This window comes from Pantoea sp. SGAir0430 (assembly GCF_043549295.1).
Window position 1 is genome coordinate 1,911,321 of the sequence record NZ_CP039427.1, and the last position, 15,385, is coordinate 1,926,705.

General features: G+C 57.1%; 20 protein-coding genes and 1 other RNA gene. 12 read left to right on the forward strand and 9 right to left on the reverse strand.

The window, feature by feature from the left end:
• Nucleotides 1-43 precede the first annotated feature (43 nt).
• The gene (locus E7738_RS09265; protein WP_058775241.1) at nt 44-427 is read right to left on the reverse strand and encodes a DUF454 family protein; all 384 of its coding nucleotides are present in this window, start codon (nt 425-427) and stop codon (nt 44-46) included.
• Between the two features lie 58 nt (nt 428-485).
• Here E7738_RS09265 and priC point away from each other — a divergent pair, with 58 nt between their 5' ends.
• The 3 genes from priC to rsmS are packed head-to-tail and all read left to right on the forward strand — an operon-like array spanning nt 486 to nt 1,454.
• Entirely contained in the window at nt 486-995 is a 510-nt protein-coding gene (gene priC, locus E7738_RS09270; protein WP_021507214.1) for a primosomal replication protein PriC, read from the forward strand.
• A gap of 49 nt (nt 996-1,044) precedes the next feature.
• A complete protein-coding gene (locus E7738_RS09275; protein WP_010616865.1) occupies nt 1,045-1,290 on the forward strand; it encodes a GlsB/YeaQ/YmgE family stress response membrane protein in 246 nt (81 codons plus the stop codon).
• Between the two features lie 8 nt (nt 1,291-1,298).
• Nucleotides 1,299-1,454 (forward strand): pleiotropic regulatory protein RsmS, encoded by a 156-nt coding sequence (gene rsmS, locus E7738_RS09280; RefSeq protein ID WP_021507212.1) that lies wholly within the window; start codon nt 1,299-1,301, stop codon nt 1,452-1,454.
• Here rsmS and acrR read toward each other — a convergent pair.
• Entirely contained in the window at nt 1,451-2,089 is a 639-nt protein-coding gene (gene acrR, locus E7738_RS09285; RefSeq protein ID WP_031279658.1) for a multidrug efflux transporter transcriptional repressor AcrR, read from the reverse strand. The genes rsmS and acrR overlap by 4 nt on opposite strands.
• 142 nt (nt 2,090-2,231) lie before the next feature.
• Here acrR and E7738_RS09290 point away from each other — a divergent pair, with 142 nt between their 5' ends.
• The 4 genes from E7738_RS09290 to ykgO all read left to right on the forward strand — a co-directional run bounded on the left by E7738_RS09290 (nt 2,232) and on the right by ykgO (nt 7,163).
• Complete coding sequence (locus E7738_RS09290) at nt 2,232-3,422, forward strand: efflux RND transporter periplasmic adaptor subunit (protein ID WP_058757947.1); 1,191 nt, start codon at nt 2,232-2,234, stop codon at nt 3,420-3,422.
• Between the two features lie 17 nt (nt 3,423-3,439).
• Nucleotides 3,440-6,589, forward strand: a complete 3,150-nt coding sequence (locus E7738_RS09295; protein WP_021507209.1) for a multidrug efflux RND transporter permease subunit AcrB — start codon at nt 3,440-3,442, stop codon at nt 6,587-6,589.
• A 160-nt stretch (nt 6,590-6,749) separates the two neighbouring features.
• Complete coding sequence (locus E7738_RS09300) at nt 6,750-7,007, forward strand: type B 50S ribosomal protein L31 (RefSeq protein ID WP_021507208.1); 258 nt, start codon at nt 6,750-6,752, stop codon at nt 7,005-7,007.
• Between the two features lie 15 nt (nt 7,008-7,022).
• Entirely contained in the window at nt 7,023-7,163 is a 141-nt protein-coding gene (gene ykgO / locus E7738_RS09305; protein ID WP_010616859.1) for a type B 50S ribosomal protein L36, read from the forward strand.
• Between the two features lie 44 nt (nt 7,164-7,207).
• On the opposite strand, the gene E7738_RS09310 is transcribed toward ykgO, so the two are convergent.
• From E7738_RS09310 to E7738_RS09320, 3 genes are read right to left on the reverse strand one after another with little or no spacing between them, the layout of a single operon-like run.
• The gene (locus tag E7738_RS09310) at nt 7,208-8,086 is read right to left on the reverse strand and encodes a metal ABC transporter substrate-binding protein (RefSeq protein ID WP_394516305.1); all 879 of its coding nucleotides are present in this window, start codon (nt 8,084-8,086) and stop codon (nt 7,208-7,210) included.
• A gap of 21 nt (nt 8,087-8,107) precedes the next feature.
• On the reverse strand, nt 8,108-8,947 hold the full coding sequence (locus E7738_RS09315; protein WP_021507206.1) for a metal ABC transporter permease: 840 nt from the start codon (nt 8,945-8,947) through the stop codon (nt 8,108-8,110).
• The gene (locus E7738_RS09320) at nt 8,944-9,600 is read right to left on the reverse strand and encodes a metal ABC transporter ATP-binding protein (RefSeq protein WP_021507205.1); all 657 of its coding nucleotides are present in this window, start codon (nt 9,598-9,600) and stop codon (nt 8,944-8,946) included. Before E7738_RS09320 ends, E7738_RS09315 begins: the two co-directional genes overlap by 4 nt.
• 327 nt (nt 9,601-9,927) lie before the next feature.
• Here E7738_RS09320 and E7738_RS09325 point away from each other — a divergent pair, with 327 nt between their 5' ends.
• The 3 genes from E7738_RS09325 (at nt 9,928) to E7738_RS09335 (ending at nt 11,047) form a co-directional block, all read left to right on the forward strand.
• Nucleotides 9,928-10,281 carry a hypothetical protein gene (locus E7738_RS09325; RefSeq protein WP_275025951.1) on the forward strand — a complete coding sequence of 118 codons (354 nt, stop codon included), beginning with the start codon at nt 9,928-9,930 and terminating at the stop codon, nt 10,279-10,281.
• A gap of 145 nt (nt 10,282-10,426) precedes the next feature.
• Entirely contained in the window at nt 10,427-10,804 is a 378-nt protein-coding gene (gene tomB, locus E7738_RS09330; protein WP_021313568.1) for an Hha toxicity modulator TomB, read from the forward strand.
• A gap of 24 nt (nt 10,805-10,828) precedes the next feature.
• The gene (locus tag E7738_RS09335; RefSeq protein WP_021507203.1) at nt 10,829-11,047 is read left to right on the forward strand and encodes an HHA domain-containing protein; all 219 of its coding nucleotides are present in this window, start codon (nt 10,829-10,831) and stop codon (nt 11,045-11,047) included.
• A gap of 128 nt (nt 11,048-11,175) precedes the next feature.
• On the opposite strand, the gene ffs is transcribed toward E7738_RS09335, so the two are convergent.
• An RNA gene (ffs, locus tag E7738_RS09340) (signal recognition particle sRNA small type) lies at nt 11,176-11,272 on the reverse strand.
• A 176-nt stretch (nt 11,273-11,448) separates the two neighbouring features.
• On the opposite strand from ffs, the gene E7738_RS09345 reads away from it, so the two are divergent.
• Nucleotides 11,449-11,760 (forward strand): MGMT family protein, encoded by a 312-nt coding sequence (locus E7738_RS09345; RefSeq protein WP_021507202.1) that lies wholly within the window; start codon nt 11,449-11,451, stop codon nt 11,758-11,760.
• Between the two features lie 167 nt (nt 11,761-11,927).
• Here E7738_RS09345 and E7738_RS09350 read toward each other — a convergent pair whose 3' ends face one another.
• Nucleotides 11,928-12,485, reverse strand: coding sequence for a YbaY family lipoprotein (locus E7738_RS09350; protein ID WP_021507201.1), 558 nt, complete (start codon nt 12,483-12,485; stop codon nt 11,928-11,930).
• A 203-nt stretch (nt 12,486-12,688) separates the two neighbouring features.
• Here E7738_RS09350 and tesB point away from each other — a divergent pair, with 203 nt between their 5' ends.
• Nucleotides 12,689-13,552 (forward strand): acyl-CoA thioesterase II, encoded by an 864-nt coding sequence (gene tesB / locus E7738_RS09355; RefSeq protein WP_058757950.1) that lies wholly within the window; start codon nt 12,689-12,691, stop codon nt 13,550-13,552.
• 72 nt (nt 13,553-13,624) lie between these two features.
• Here the strand turns inward: tesB and amtB are convergent, their stop codons facing one another.
• Nucleotides 13,625-14,914: an ammonium transporter AmtB gene (gene amtB, locus E7738_RS09360; RefSeq protein WP_021507199.1), complete on the reverse strand. Its 1,290-nt coding sequence runs from the start codon at nt 14,912-14,914 to the stop codon at nt 13,625-13,627.
• Nucleotides 14,915-14,947: 33 nt separating this feature from the next.
• The gene (glnK, locus tag E7738_RS09365) at nt 14,948-15,286 is read right to left on the reverse strand and encodes a P-II family nitrogen regulator (RefSeq protein ID WP_007886947.1); all 339 of its coding nucleotides are present in this window, start codon (nt 15,284-15,286) and stop codon (nt 14,948-14,950) included.
• Nucleotides 15,287-15,385: the final 99 nt, after the last annotated feature.

The following is a 15,385-nucleotide window of genomic DNA, read 5'->3' on the forward strand; positions in this document are numbered from 1 at the left end:
TGCCCAAATCTAAGCAAACAGCCGGCTAAATGCAACCCTGATGCTACGGTTCGTGCGGGTTCGCACTTTCTGCTACAACCGGGATGCGCCACAGCATGAGCAACAATAGCGCCAGCATCACACCGAGCAGAATGCGCAGCCACAGCAGCTTCACCAGCCAGATTGAAACCGCAAAGGTGATGACAATCAGCAACATGGCGCGGCTTTTGGCACCGGGCGGCATGGCGCGATGCTGCTGCCAGTGGCGCAGATAGCGGCCAAACGGCGAGCGCCACAGCAGCCAGTGGTGAAAGCGCGGCGACGAGCGGGCAAAACACCAGGCGGCCAGCAACACGAATGGCGTGGTCGGTAGTAAAGGTAATACAATGCCCAGCGTGCCCAGCACAATCGCCAGCCAGCCAAGGCTTAACAGTAAAATGCGCTGCATGCCAGATGCCTGAAAAATGTCACAACAGCGCTACGTTAACACAGACGGAATCGAAGTGATGCCTCAACTGCCCGCCCAACAGCGTCTGCACGCAATGATTGACACGCTGCGCCAGCAGATTGCGCAGCAGCCGGACGGTAGCTGCCGTCAGCCGCGCTTTGACGCGCAGCTGTTTCGCTGCAAAGGCACGCGGCTGGCTGACTATCTGCAAGAGCTGCAGCACAATGCGGCGCAGCTCGCGGCGTCCGACAGTGATGCGTCGCGCCGCCAGTGGCTGGCGCAGAAGGTGCTGGACCAGATTGCCGCGCTGCAGCGCGAGTGCAGTAGCCAGCAACTGCGCGTGGTGCGTGAACGGCCGCGTCGCGATCCGCTGCAGCCGAAGCGTGATGAGTACCGCGGCTACGAAACGCGATTGCTGGCCATGCTGCAGCAGCGCGAACAGCACCTGGCGCGCGCTGAAACGCTGAGCGTGCAGCAGCAGCTGATGCGCGAGGTGGAGATTCTGCAGGAGCGGCTGGCGCGCTGCCGCGCCGCGCTGCATAAACTGGAGATCGCGGCGCAGCCGTAAGCCGTTCGCTTTCCTCTATACTGGAAACAGCGCTGACGGGAGGAGAAGCATGACCCTTATCATCTGGATTATTATTGGCCTGGCTGCCGGCTGGCTGAAGCGGAGGGTGTTTCCCGGCCGTCCCGGCGGACTGGTGCCGACGCTGGTGCTGGCGGTGATCGGCGCGCTGATTGGCGGCTACATCGCCACGTATTTCACCACGGGCGACCTCGGTACGCTGCATCCGACGGGCTTTGCCGTGGCGCTGGCCGGTGCCCTGCTGATGCTGTTGGTCGCCGCTAAACTACGTATTTAGGAGACACTATGACGCTGGATACCGCGCCGGACGACATCAAGCTGGCGGTCGATTTAATTCAGCTGCTGGAGGAAAACCAGGTGCCCACGGCCACGGTGCTGGCTGCGCTGGCGATTGTCCAGCGCGATTACGAGCAGAAGCTGGCGGCCGAACGCACCGCTTAGCGCGTGCCGGCGAGCGTCGGGCTCAGGCGCAGCATATCTATAAAGGCCTCGACCACCTGCGGCGCTTCACTCACCAGATCAAAACTTTGCGGATTGAATAACCAGCTTTCCATCATGCCGCTGATGTAGCCGCGCATCAGCAGCGCCGCCTGGCGGGTGTTGAGGCTGGCCGGGAGCTGCCCGGCCTCGATACAGCTGCGCAGCACCTCTTCGATGCGGTCATAACACGCCTGCAGCAGCCCCTGCTGCATCGCCATTAACGTCGACATTTCGCCAACGAACTCACATTTATGGAAGATAATCTCCATTAATGCGCGTCTTTGTGGATCCTTTGCTGTGGCTTCAAGGATATAGATCAGCATCGAACGCATTACAGAAAGTGGATCGCCAGGGTATTTTGTCTGATACTCAAGTTCCACATCGTCGAGCCCGGCGTCGCAGCGCAGCCAGATCTCCTGTAACAGATCGGCTTTATTTTTAAAATGCCAGTAGATAGCGCCGCGCGTGACGCCAGCGGCCGCGGCGATATCCGCCAGTGAGGTGGCGGCCACACCGTGTTCAGAAAAGTGAGCTAAAGCGGCATCCAGAATTTGATGTCGCGTTTCAAGTGCTTGCGCTTTGGTTTTTCGTGCCATAGAGGACTGTTTTTACAAACTGGCAAGTTTACATACATTTGTGAATGTATGTACCATAGCACGACCCGTGTTTTAACGCAGCAATGGGTTTAACGGTTTGTGATCCATTGATCATTTGATATCGGACACTAGAGGTTTATTTATGAATAAAAACAGAGGATTAGCGCCTCTGGCGGCCGCCGTGATGCTTACAGGCAGCTTTTTGTTAACAGGATGTGATGATAATAAATCCCAGCAAGCCGCCCAGCAGCAGCCCCCGGAAGTGGGTGTTGTCACGTTAAAAAACGAGCCCCTGAAAATCACCACCGAACTGCCAGGCCGTACTTCGGCGTTCCGCGTGGCTGAAGTGCGTCCGCAGGTGTCAGGTATCATTCTCAAGCGTAATTTTGTTGAAGGCAGTGATGTTAAAGCCGGCGATTCGCTGTACCAGATCGATCCCGCCACCTATCAGGCCGCGTACGACAGCGCAAAAGGCGATTTAGCCCAGGCTCAGGCCAACGCGCGCGTTGCCCAGCTGACGGTGAATCGTTACAAGCCGCTGCTAGGTACCAAATATATCAGCCAGCAGGACTACGATAACGCCGCGGCCACCGCCGCGCAGACCGCAGCAGCCGTACAGGCGGCGCAGGCCAATGTGGAAACCGCCCGCATTAACCTGGCGTACACCAAAGTGACCTCGCCAATCAGCGGCCGCATTGGTAAATCCTCGGTGACGGAAGGTGCGCTGGTGTCGAACGGCCAGACCACCGCGCTGGCGACCGTGCAGCAACTCGATCCGATGTACGTCGATGTGACCCAATCCAGCGATGATTTCCTGCGCCTGCGCGGCGAGCTGGAGTCGGGTCAGCTGAAGCAGAACGACGGCAAAGCTAATGTTACCCTGCTGATGCAGAACGGTAGCGCATACAGCCAGCCGGGCACACTGGAATTCTCTGATGTTACCGTGGATGAAACCACTGGCTCGATTACCCTGCGCGCGATTTTCCCGAATCCGGATCATCGTTTGCTGCCGGGCATGTTCGTGCGTGCACGTCTGGATGAGGGCACTAACCCGACGGCGCTGCTGGTACCGCAGACCGGCGTAACCCGCACGCCAACCGGTGAAGCCACTGCGATGGTAGTGGGCGCGGATAATAAAGTCGAAGTGCGTAAGATTACCGCGAACCAGGCGTTTGGCGACAAATGGCTGGTGACCGATGGCCTGAAAGAGGGCGATCGCGTGATTACCGTCGGTATTCAGCGTGCTAAACCGGGTGCTCAGGTGACGCCGCAGGAAGTCAAAGATGATGCCAAAGCCGCACCGGAATCTCAGTCTGCTAAATCATCGTCATAAACAGGAGCCGTTGATACATGGCTAAGTTCTTTATCGATCGCCCCATTTTTGCCTGGGTGCTTGCCATCATTATTATGCTGGCGGGTGCGCTATCGATTATCAAACTGCCGATCGAGCAATATCCCAACGTTGCGCCGCCGGCAGTTGAAATCCAGGCATCTTATCCGGGTGCAGATGCGAAAACGCTACAGGATTCGGTAACGCAGGTTATCGAACAGAATATGAACGGCATCGACGGGCTGATGTATATGTCCTCGAGCAGTGACTCTTCTGGTACGCTGACGCTGACGCTGACCTTCCAGTCTGGCACTGACGCCGACATTGCTCAGGTGCAGGTGCAGAACAAACTGCAGCTGGCAATGCCACTGCTGCCGCAGGAAGTACAGCAGCAGGGGATTCAGGTGAAAAAATCCTCCAGCAGCTTCCTGATGGTCGCCGGTTTCGTCAGCGAAGATGGCAGCATGACGCAGAACGACATCTCAGACTACGTAGCGTCGAACATCAAAGATCCGATCAGCCGTACGCCTGGCGTCGGTGATACTCAGGTGTTTGGTGCGCAGTATGCGATGCGTATCTGGCTCGATCCGCACAAGCTTAACAACTACCAGCTGACGCCGGTGGATGTGATCAGCGCGCTGCAAACCCAGAACACCCAGGTGGCCGCCGGTCAGCTGGGCGGTACCCCACCGGTGCCGGGTCAGCAGCTTAACGCTTCGATCATTGCCCAGACGCGTCTGACCTCGACCGAAGAGTTCGGCAACATCATGCTGAAGGTCAATCAGGACGGCTCACAGGTGCGCCTGCGCGATGTCGCGAAGATTGAACTCGGCGGTGAAAACTACGAGATCATTGCCCGCTATAACGGCAAACCAGCCTCCGGTATCGGTGTCAAACTGGCGACCGGCGCCAACGCGCTGGATACCGCCGACGCGGTGAAAGCGGAACTGGCCAAGCTGGAACCGTTCTTCCCGGCCGGCATGAAAACCGTTTACCCGTACGACACCACACCATTCGTTAAGATCTCCATTTTCGAAGTGGTGAAAACGCTGTTCGAAGCCATCGTGCTGGTGTTCCTGGTAATGTATCTGTTCCTGCAGAACTTCCGCGCGACGCTGATTCCTACCATCGCCGTGCCGGTAGTACTGCTGGGCACCTTTGCCATCATCAGTGCCTTTGGCTACTCGATAAACACCCTGACGATGTTCGGCATGGTGCTCGCCATCGGCCTGTTAGTTGATGACGCCATCGTGGTGGTGGAAAACGTTGAGCGCGTCATGGCGGAAGAGGGATTACCGCCGAAAGAAGCCACCAAACGCTCGATGGAACAGATTCAGGGCGCGCTGGTTGGCATCGCGCTGGTGCTGTCAGCGGTATTTATCCCGATGGCGTTCTTCGGCGGCTCAACCGGGGTGATTTATCGTCAGTTCTCGATCACCATCGTTTCGGCGATGGCGCTGTCGGTGCTGGTGGCGTTGATTCTGACGCCAGCGCTGTGTGCCACCATGCTGAAGCCCATCAAAAAAGGTGAACACGGCAAAACCACCGGTTTCTTCGGCTGGTTTAACCGCCTGTTTGATAAGAGCACCAACCATTACGTCGACAGCGTCGGTCACATTGTGCGCAGCACCGGTCGCTATCTGCTGATTTATCTGCTGATTGTGGTCGGCATGGCTTACCTGTTCCTGAAACTGCCTACCTCGTTCCTGCCGGAAGAGGATCAGGGGCTGTTACTGGCACAGGCGCAGCTGCCTGCCGGTGCGACCCAGGAGCGTACGCAGAAAGTGCTGGATCAGGTTACGGATTACTTCCTGACCAAAGAGAAAGACAGCGTGAATTCGGTGTTTACCGTTAACGGCTTTGGCTTCGCCGGTCGTGGACAGAACACCGGTATCGCCTTCGTCAGCCTGAAGCCATGGGATGAGCGTGGTGATGCCAGCCTGAAAGTGCCGGCGATTGCCGGACGTGCAATGCAGGCGCTGGGTCAGATTAAAGATGCCATGGTGTTCCCGTTCAACCTGCCGGCCATTATCGAACTGGGTAACGCCACCGGTTTCGACTTCCAGCTGATTGATCAGGGTAACCTCGGCCATGAGAAGCTGACCGCCGCGCGTAACCAGCTGTTTGGCATGATTGCCCAGCATCCGGATACGCTGGTGGGCGTGCGTCCAAACGGGCTGGAAGATACGCCGCAGTACAAACTGATTATTGATCAGGAAAAAGCGCAGGCGCTTGGTGTGTCGCTGTCTGACATCAACACCACGCTGGGTGCGGCCTGGGGCGGTTCTTACGTCAACGACTTCATCGACCGTGGTCGCGTGAAGAAAGTGTACGTGATGGGTCAGGCCGACTCGCGCATGCTGCCGGATGACATCAGCAAATGGTACGTGCGCAATAGCGCCGGAACCATGGTGCCGTTCTCTGCCTTCTCTTCGGCGAAGTGGCAGTATGGTTCACCGCGTCTGGAGCGTTACAACGGTCTGCCATCAATGGAGATCCTGGGTCAGGCGGCGCCGGGCAAGAGCTCGGGTGATGCCATGAACCTGATGGAGAGCCTCGCCTCGAAGCTGCCTGCGGGTATCGGCTACGACTGGACCGGCATGTCCTATCAGGAACGCCTGTCCGGCAACCAGGCGCCTGCACTGTACGCCATTTCGCTGATTGTGGTGTTCCTGTGTCTGGCCGCGCTGTATGAGAGCTGGTCGATTCCGTTCGCGGTCATGCTGGTGGTGCCGCTGGGTGTGATTGGCGCCCTGCTCTTCACCACGCTGCGCGGTCTGAGTAACGACGTGTACTTTGTGGTGGGTCTGTTGACCACCATTGGTCTCTCGGCGAAGAACGCCATCCTGATCGTCGAATTCGCCAAGGATTTGATGGAGAAGGAAGGCAAAGGGCTGGTCGAGTCGACGCTGGAAGCCTCACGTATGCGTCTGCGTCCGATTCTGATGACGTCGCTGGCGTTCATCCTCGGCGTACTGCCGCTGGCGATCAGCAGCGGTGCCGGCTCCGGCGCACAGAACGCCGTCGGTACCGGCGTAATGGGCGGGATGGTGACGGCCACCGCGCTGGCGATCTTCTTCGTGCCGGTGTTCTTCGTGGTGGTGCGCCGCCGTTTCAGCAAAAACAAGTCTGAGCTGGAACAGGGCCATCCGGTCGATCACCCTCACTGATAGTTTCTCTCTGCTAAAAGGCCGCGCAAGCGGCCTTTTTTATTGCGCACTCCCCTGCCTCGCACGTTCCATGACAAACCCGCACCAGAAGCGTGGTTGCAATCCTGCGGCGCGAGGTTCATAATATTGTTATATTATAACATTACACGAGAGCACCATCATGAAACCAAACATTCATCCGCACTACCGTCCTGTGGTGTTCCACGACACCACCGTCGACGAATACTTCAAAGTCGGCTCAACGATTCAGACCGATCGCACCATCCAGTTTGAGGGCGAAGAGCTGCCGTACGTCACGCTCGATGTGTCGTCGAAGTCGCACGTTTACTACACCGGTAAACAGAAAGAGTTTGCCAAAGAGGGCAGCGCCGCACGCTTCAACAAGCGTTTTGGCAGCTTCCTGACGCGCAGCAAATAACCGGAGTTTAGCCACATGCAAGTTGTCAGTTCATTGCGGTCTGCCAAGACCCGTCACAAAGATTGCAAAGTCGTGCGGCGTAAAGGTCGTATTTATGTGATTTGCAAAACCAACCCGCGCTTTAAGGCGGTGCAGGGAAGAAAGAAAAAACGTTAGGAAAGTGTCGTGATAATTGGCCGGGATGCTCCCCGGCCTTTTTTTTACTTCATGCTGTGCAGCAGAGTTTCCACGTTGTGCTTAAACGCCGCCTCATAGGTAGGCGCCGGCCCGCTGGCCGCTGACAGCGCTTCCGGATAGAGCTCGCCACCGGGTTGCGCACCGGTTTCACTGGCGATCTGTTTCACCAGACGCGGATCGGTCTGATTCTCCATAAAGTAGGTGGTGATATGCTCGGCCCGGAGCTGTTTGATGATAGCGGCGACATCGCTGGCGCTGGCTTCAGCTTCGGTTGAGAATCCCACCGGCGCGAGGAATGTCACGCCGTAGCGCTGGCCGAAATAGCCAAAGGCATCATGGCTGGTGAGTACCTTGCGTTTACTTTGCGCCACGCCGGCAAATTCACTTTTGGCCCAGCTATCCAGCTTCTGCAACTGCTGAATATAGCGTTCACCGCTGTGACGGATGTCGGCGGCATCGTCCGGATCGGCTTTGATCAGCGCGTTCATCACGTTGGTGGCGTAGATCACGCCGTTGTGCATGCTGTTCCACGCGTGTGGATCGGTGATGGTTTTGCCATCCTCCTCCATTTTGCGCGTATTGACGCCGTTCGAGGCGACCACCACCGTGCCCTTATAGCCGGACGCGCTAATCAGCCGGTCCATCCAGCCTTCCATGCCCAGCCCGCTGACGAACACCACATCGGCCTGCGCCAGCGCCTGGCTATCCTGCGGCGTGGGCTCAAAGGTGTGCGGATCGCCATCCGGCCCCACCAGCGATTTCACCCTAACGTGATCGCCACCGACCTGTTTAACGATGTCTGCCAGCACGGTAAAACTGGCTACGGCATCAACGGTTTTTGCCAGCGTTAGCGGGCTAATCAGCATCGCGCCAATCGCCAGACTCAACGGTAACTTCTTCATACCTATCCCCTTGTCATCTTATTATCGACGGCGCAGCAGGCCGCCACATGGTCCTGTCAACACAGACAGCAAAAACAGTACGGCCGCACTCAGTACCACCGCCGGTCCGGCAGGCAGGGCATAGTGCCAGGAGAGCAACAGGCCGATAAAGGCGGCGATCAGCGCCAGCAGCATGGCAATCGCCAGCATGCGCGTAAGGTGACGGCTCCAGAAGCGCGCGCTGGTGGCGGGCAGCATCATCAGCCCAACGGACATCAGCGTGCCGAGCACCTGAAAACCCGCCACCAGATTCAGCACCACCAGCGTGAGGAAAATGCCGTGCACCAGCGGTGCGCTCCATTTCCCCTGCGCACGCAGAAAATCAGGATCAAAGGCATCAATGACCAGCGGCCTGAAGATCACGGCCAGCATCAGCAGGGTGAACGCGGCGATGCTGCCAACCAGTACAATCGCGCCGTTATCCACCGCCAGCAGCGAGCCGAACAACACGTGCAGCAGATCGACACTGGACCCGCGCAGTGATACCAGCGTGACGCCGAGCGCCAGCGAACCCAGATAGAAGCCGGAAAAGCTGGCATCCTCCTTCAAATGGGTGTAACGGCTGACCGCACCGGACAGCAGCGCCACCGCCAGCCCGGCAATCAGGCCGCCAATGCCCATCGCCACCAGCGACAGGCCGGACACCAGATAGCCGATGGCAGCGCCCGGCAGTACCGCATGGGATAGCGCATCGCCCACCAGGCTCATACGGCGCAGCGAGAGAAAGACGCCGAGCGGCGTCGCACTGATCGCCAGCGCCATGCAGGCCACTAGTGCCCGGCGCATAAAGCCAAACTCAATAAACGGCTGGAGTAACGTCATGACGCCACCCGACACAGCCGCGGTTGCTGCGCACTGTCACGCTCATCCAGCGACAGCACGTCACGAAAATGGCGCGCCACCAGCAGCTTGTCGTGCAGCACCACCAGCAGCGTGGTGCCCGCCCGCTGCTGCTGTTCGAGAATCGACATCAGTAAGGTTATCGTCGGCGTATCAATGCCGTTGAAGGGTTCGTCCAGCAGCCAGAGCTGGCTGCGCTGGAGCATCAGGCGCGCAAACAGCACGCGCTGCAGCTGCCCGCCGGAGAGCATCGCGGGCTGCGCAGTGGCGAAATCGCGCATCTGCACCGCCTCCAGCGCGGCATCAATCTCCTGCCTCAGCGCACGCGTGATGCCACCGAACCAGCCGCAGCGCGGCCAGCAGCCCATTGCCACCAGCTCATAGACGGTGAGTGGGAAGCGGGTGTCCAGCTCGCTGCGCTGCGGCAACCAGCCCAGCGCTTTTCGCGGCAGCTGCAGTTCACAGCGTCCCGCCACCGGCGGCAGCAGTCCGGCGATAGTTTTGAGCAAGGTTGATTTGCCCGTTCCGTTGGCCCCGACCAGTGCCGTCATACTGCCGGCCGCCAGTTCGCCATTCACCACCGGCGTCACCGCCCTGCCCTGATAGCCGCCCTGCAGACGATGAAAACGCATCATTGGTGCAGGCCCCAGACGATGGCTAGAGCCAGCAGGCCACTCAGCAGTAGCGCTACCAGCAGGCGCCCGCCGAGCGAGAGAAGTAATCCACTGTGATTCATGATAGGCAACAAAAATGTTATAACATAACAATATACTACCTGATGGCATCATCGCGACGCGCGGACGAAAGTGTTTCAAAAATTGATCAGCGGCGATACGCATGGGCGATTTGTGCCATCAAGCCAGCGCCCATCGCAGCAATCGCCCTTTCTGTTTACCAATGGCTTGCAATGTCCGGGCTGAAAGCCAATGATAGAACTCTCCTTGCTTTTTACGGGATGCAGAATGCAGTCTATTATTCATAGTGATATTGATGTGAATGAGGATGATTGCGGCAAGTTACGCCAGATTATCCAGGGGAATATTCTCAAAATAGCCCAGGACCTTGCCGGCGATTTACAGTGGTATTCTCAAAACGCGCAATTAGTTCCGGACAGTTTTACCATTATTTCCATTCAGCCCATCGGCCAAAAACGATTTAAAATGCTTTACGATTTCACGTGGGATTTATTTAATCCCTGCCTTGATTTAAATGAAACCTTTACCCAACGTGAAGAAGTTATGTTCCAGACAACGCCCGGCGCACTGGTGTTTGAGGTGATAGACAATACCCGCCCGTCACCGTGCGACGAATTGTAATATTTAGTAATTGGGTGAGCAAAACTAATGATTGTGGATTATATTTAAAAGGTCGCTGAATTCTTTTTATTCGTGATCGCTCCCTGGTAGCTTTTCCAAATCTCGCCGCGTCGCGGTAACTGTGCTCGCTATGGAGGGGAAAAAGATGGACGAATACTCACCGAAACGGCATGATATTGCCCAGCTTAAATTTCTGTGTGAGAACCTGTTTGACGAAAGTATGGCGACGCTAACCGACAGCCATCACGGCTGGGTTAATGATCCCACTTCGCCAGGCAATTTACAGCTCAACGATTTGATTGAGCATATCGCCTCTTTCACGATGAATTACAAAATTAAGCATGTTGAAGATGAAGCGCTGATTACGCAAATCGATGAATATCTTGATGATACCTTTATGCTGTTTAGCAGCTATGGAATCAATACCCAGGATCTTCAACGGTGGCAACGTTCAGCAAAACGCTTATTTAATCTGTTTGCCGAAGAGTGCGCTTATCTCCAGCAACCCAGCCATTCCTTTTAGCATCAGAGTGAGACCGGTTTATTTATGAGCAACCCAGCCTTAACCAAAACAGACTATTTGATGCGACTGCGTCGTTGTCGCTCAATTGACACCCTTGAACGGGTGATTGAAAAGAACAAGTATGAATTACCCGATGATGAGTTAGCGGTATTCTACTCCGCAGCCGATCACCGTCTGGCCGAGCTGACCATGAACAAGCTCTATGACAAAGTGCCCGGATCTGTCTGGAAGTACGTCCGCTAAGTTTTCTCCCCGCAGGTCGCTTCGTTACTCACCTTTATTTCCACGGATGACAGGCAGGCAAAGGAGTGCCAATACGGTGCTGTGCCGCATTGCGCGCAGGGATTTTGCATGGGCAGAAATGGTGGAGGCCCTGCCAGCTACATCCCGGCACACGCGTCGCCTGCTGCGGCTGCTTCCTTCCGGACCTGACCGAGTTCACAAGTTAGCGTTGCGGGAGAACCAACAGGGCCCCCATTGACGAGCTCTCATGTTGAGAGCGCTGGCATTATCGGGGAAGCCCCTGGCAATTGCAAGCGCAGGCCGGGCAACCGTTGGTTTCTTGAACAGGCCGGCGGCAAAACCCTGCTGATAGCCGCAATCGCATGCTAAAGTGGCGCTTTTCCCGCAGACGAGGTGCGTCAGTGAGTGAACAGAGCAATTTTTCCGAGCGCGTCTGGCAAATTGTTGCCGCTATTCCTGCCGGTAAAGTGACGACCTACGGCGATGTCGCGCTGCTGGCCGGTTCACCGCGTGCCGCACGTCAGGTGGGCGGCGTGCTGCGGCGCCTGCCGCCAGGCAGCAAACTGCCGTGGTTCCGCGTGATTAATCGTCATGGTCGTATTTCGCTGCAGGGCGATGATCTTTTTCGTCAGCGCGATGCACTGGAAGCCGAAGGTATTGAAGTGAGTGATGCGGGAGAAATTGAACTGGCGAAGTATCGCTGGGAGTATTAATGCTGACAGGCCGCACTCCCTTTAAGGCGCGGGAATGGCACTGCAGAAAGTAAAGCGTCACACGCCAGGGATGGCGTGTGCCGAGCGATCAGGGACGAGACAGCGCCTTTACTTTCTGCAGTGCCATTCTGGCGCAGCTGCCGTAACGCGCTGTCTCCCGTTTCAACTTACAGACTGGTTGGTGCCGGCACGGAGGCTGACGGCGTAACCTGGGTTGGCGACGTCGAAGGCACCGTGGTAGCAGCGCCCGGCTGGGTTGGCATCGCCATATTGGTCACCGGTACCAGCAGCAGTTCCGCTTTCGTTCCACCCTGATTAATCACCGGTTTCACCGTATCGGTGATAAACGCCAGCTTGCCGTCGATGGTGATCGCTGCGCTCAGCAAAATGCGCGCGTTCGGCTGGATATCGGCCGGGTTAAAGGGCAGCACAAACTGGAACGGTGCCTGTTTGCCCTCGGTGCGAACCACACGCTGTGACAGCACTTTGGACGGCGCGTCCGCCAGTGACGCATCGGCCAGCGTCACGGTCAGCACCGCATCCGGCGGCAGCGCAATACGCTGGCGAATATAGACGGAACCGCTTACGTTCGGCTGGGCAATCGCCGACGGCTGCCCGGCCACGCTGGCGCCTAAAGTTGGCGTCGGCACGGGTTTACTGTGATCGGCACAGCCTGTGATTGCCACCGCCAGTGTCATACCGCTAATTACATGCCAGAGTTTCATCGATGTCGTCTCCTTATGAACACTATGATTGTCGGCGGTAAATTTATTGGCTGGGTTTTCCACCGCCGATTGCTGTTAATTCTGGCACAAAAATCCCCTTTGCGCCTGAAGCCCCGCCATCCTGCTGAAAACCGGGTAAAAGCGTTGCGCAAACTGGTCGGATCTTTCACACTGACGCCATTGGCATCACTGAGGAATCCGTTATGAGCCAGGCACTGCACAACCTGCTTAATTTATTGAATCTGGAAAAACTGGAAGAGGGCCTGTTTCGCGGCCAGAGTGAAGATCTCGGCCTGCGCCAGGTGTTTGGCGGCCAGGTGGTGGGACAGGCGCTGTATGCGGCAAAACAAACCGTGCCGGAAGCCCGTATCATTCACTCCTTCCACAGCTACTTTCTGCGCCCGGGCGACAGCCAGAAAGCCATTATTTACGATGTGGAAACCCTGCGCGACGGCAAAAGCTTCAGCGCCCGCCGCGTCAGCGCCGTACAAAACGGTCAGCCGATCTTCTACATGACCGCCTCCTTTCAGGCACCGGAAAATGGCTTCGAGCATCAGAACAGCATGCCGCAGGTGCCGGGACCCGATAACCTGCCCTCCGAGCAGGATCTCGCCCACCGACTGGCTGCGCACCTGCCGCTCAAGCTGAAAGAAAAATTCCTCGCCGAGCGCCCGCTGGATATCCGTCCGGTGCAGATCCACAATCCGCTGAAAGGCCACGTTGATGAGCCGCTGCGCCAGGTCTGGGTGCGTGCCAATGGCCAGCTGCCGGACGATCGCCGCATTCACCAATATCTGCTGGGCTACGCTTCCGATCTCAACTTTCTGCCGGTCGCGCTGCAGCCGCATGGCAAAGGCTTCCTTGAGCCGGATATGCAGGTGGCGACGATTGACCACTCCATGTGGTTCCACCGTCCATTCGATCTCTCGGAGTGGCTCCTGTACAGCGTGGTAAGCACTTCAGCGTCCGGCGCGCGCGGCTTCGTGCGCGGTGAGTTCTTCAGCCAGGACGGCACGCTGGTGGCGACGACGGTGCAGGAAGGGGTGATGCGTCAGCGCGAAGCATAAAAAAAGGGGCGATTATCTCGCCCCTTTCTCATCATTATAGTTATAGCGCACTGCTCTTCTGCCAGCCGGCACTTACTGGTTGTAAGCGTTCTCGCCGTGGCTGTTCACATCCAGACCTTCACGTTCCTGTTCTTCCGGTACGCGCAGGCCAACAATCATATCTGCCAGCTTGAAGCCCACGAAGGCTACTACGCCAGACCAGACGATGGTCAGGCCACAGCTGAACAGCTGCACCCAAACCTGATGGCCCATGGTCACGCCTTCCGCGTAGCCTACGCCGCCCAGTGAAGAGGAGGCAAACACGCCGGTCAGGATACAGCCGAGGATACCGCACACGCCGTGCACACCGAACACATCACACGGGTCATCAACGCGCAGCCATTTCTTCAGCGTGGTCACACCCCAGATACCTGCCAGGCCACCGGCCAGACCGATAATCAGTGCGCCGCCGACGCCGACATAACCACAGGCTGGCGTGATGGCAACCAGACCGGCGATGAAGCCAGAAGACGCACCCAGCAGTGAAGGCTTACCGCGCAGCGCCCACTCACCGAACACCCACGACAGCACGGCACCCGCAGTGGCCACCACGGTATTCAGGAAGGCCAGCGCCGCGATTTCGTTCGCGGAAGACGCAGAGCCGGCGTTGAAGCCGAACCAGCCAACGTACAGAATCGCGGTACCGGTAAACACCATCGGCAGGTTATGCGGTTTGAACGCTTCTTTACCGAAGCCAGCACGCTTGCCTACCAGGTAAGCACCAACCAGACCGGCAACGGCGGCGTTGATGTGCACCACGGTACCGCCAGCGAAGTCCAGCGCGCCATCCTGTGCCAGGAAGCCGCCAGCCCACACCATATGTGCGATAGGCAGATAGGCCAGCGTCAGCCACACCAGCACGAAAATCAGTACCGCAGAGAAGCGAATACGCTCAGCCAGCGAACCAACAATCAGCCCCACGGTGATACAGGCGAAGGAAGCCTGGAACGCCACGTGAATGTACTGATAGAAGCTGCCCATCACCGCTTTCAGCTCGATATTTTTCAGCATTGCCCACTGGAAGTTACCGAAGAAGGCATTGCCTTCGCTGAACGCCAGCGAGTAGCCGTAGACGATCCACAGTACGCATACTAACGCGAACGTCACCGCGACCTGAGTCAGCATCGACAGCACGTTTTTGCCGCGAATCAGGCCGCCGTAAAACAGGGCAATGCCGGGAATTGTCATGAACAGTACCAGCGCGGTACAAATCATCATAAACGCGTTATCGGCTTTATCCGCTACGGCAGGCGCAGCTGCCATCGCAAGAGACGGTAACAGCGCCAGGCTGGTGAGGCCCAACTTAGTCATTACTTTATTCATTTCTTTCCATCCCATCACAATTCAGAGCCCCAGTTACAGTGCTGCTTCGTCGGTCTCGCCGGTACGAATACGAATCACGCGCTGCAGTTCCGCGACGAAAATTTTGCCGTCGCCAATTTTGCCGGTGTACGCGGCTTTGCTGATCACATCCACCACTTCATCCAGCTGATCGTCCGCAATCGCAATATCGATTTTTACTTTTGGCAGGAAGTTAACGCTGTACTCGGCACCGCGGTACAGTTCTGCATGGCCTTTCTGACGACCGAAGCCTTTCACTTCGGTCACGGTCAGGCCCTGAATGCCAATGGAGGATAAGGCTTCACGCACGTCCTCCAGCTTAAATGGTTTGATTACCACGGTAACCAGCTTCATACGTTCCCCTCCGGATATAAAAATAGGTGAGTCTTCGCGGACACGCAGAGAGTTAAGCAAAGGCTGTGCCACAAATGGCAAAAGTGGGCGCTAAGGCTG

What these genes read in the sequence shown, in the direction of transcription:
- ykgO (WP_010616859.1), top strand. Translation starts at nt 7,023, where the DNA reads ATGCAAGTTGTCAGTTCATTGCGGTCTGCCAAGACCCGTCACAAAGAT.
- tesB (WP_058757950.1), top strand. Translation starts at nt 12,689, where the DNA reads ATGAGCCAGGCACTGCACAACCTGCTTAATTTATTGAATCTGGAAAAA.
- priC (WP_021507214.1), top strand. Translation starts at nt 486, where the DNA reads ATGCCTCAACTGCCCGCCCAACAGCGTCTGCACGCAATGATTGACACG.
- E7738_RS09315 (WP_021507206.1), bottom strand. Translation starts at nt 8,947, where the DNA reads ATGACGTTACTCCAGCCGTTTATTGAGTTTGGCTTTATGCGCCGGGCA.
- tomB (WP_021313568.1), top strand. Translation starts at nt 10,427, where the DNA reads ATGGACGAATACTCACCGAAACGGCATGATATTGCCCAGCTTAAATTT.
- E7738_RS09320 (WP_021507205.1), bottom strand. Translation starts at nt 9,600, where the DNA reads ATGATGCGTTTTCATCGTCTGCAGGGCGGCTATCAGGGCAGGGCGGTG.
- E7738_RS09275 (WP_010616865.1), top strand. Translation starts at nt 1,045, where the DNA reads ATGACCCTTATCATCTGGATTATTATTGGCCTGGCTGCCGGCTGGCTG.
- E7738_RS09310 (WP_394516305.1), bottom strand. Translation starts at nt 8,086, where the DNA reads ATGAAGAAGTTACCGTTGAGTCTGGCGATTGGCGCGATGCTGATTAGC.
- glnK (WP_007886947.1), bottom strand. Translation starts at nt 15,286, where the DNA reads ATGAAGCTGGTTACCGTGGTAATCAAACCATTTAAGCTGGAGGACGTG.
- E7738_RS09265 (WP_058775241.1), bottom strand. Translation starts at nt 427, where the DNA reads ATGCAGCGCATTTTACTGTTAAGCCTTGGCTGGCTGGCGATTGTGCTG.
- E7738_RS09325 (WP_275025951.1), top strand. Translation starts at nt 9,928, where the DNA reads ATGCAGTCTATTATTCATAGTGATATTGATGTGAATGAGGATGATTGC.
- acrR (WP_031279658.1), bottom strand. Translation starts at nt 2,089, where the DNA reads ATGGCACGAAAAACCAAAGCGCAAGCACTTGAAACGCGACATCAAATT.
- E7738_RS09290 (WP_058757947.1), top strand. Translation starts at nt 2,232, where the DNA reads ATGAATAAAAACAGAGGATTAGCGCCTCTGGCGGCCGCCGTGATGCTT.
- E7738_RS09350 (WP_021507201.1), bottom strand. Translation starts at nt 12,485, where the DNA reads ATGAAACTCTGGCATGTAATTAGCGGTATGACACTGGCGGTGGCAATC.
- E7738_RS09295 (WP_021507209.1), top strand. Translation starts at nt 3,440, where the DNA reads ATGGCTAAGTTCTTTATCGATCGCCCCATTTTTGCCTGGGTGCTTGCC.
- E7738_RS09300 (WP_021507208.1), top strand. Translation starts at nt 6,750, where the DNA reads ATGAAACCAAACATTCATCCGCACTACCGTCCTGTGGTGTTCCACGAC.
- amtB (WP_021507199.1), bottom strand. Translation starts at nt 14,914, where the DNA reads ATGAATAAAGTAATGACTAAGTTGGGCCTCACCAGCCTGGCGCTGTTA.
- rsmS (WP_021507212.1), top strand. Translation starts at nt 1,299, where the DNA reads ATGACGCTGGATACCGCGCCGGACGACATCAAGCTGGCGGTCGATTTA.
- E7738_RS09335 (WP_021507203.1), top strand. Translation starts at nt 10,829, where the DNA reads ATGAGCAACCCAGCCTTAACCAAAACAGACTATTTGATGCGACTGCGT.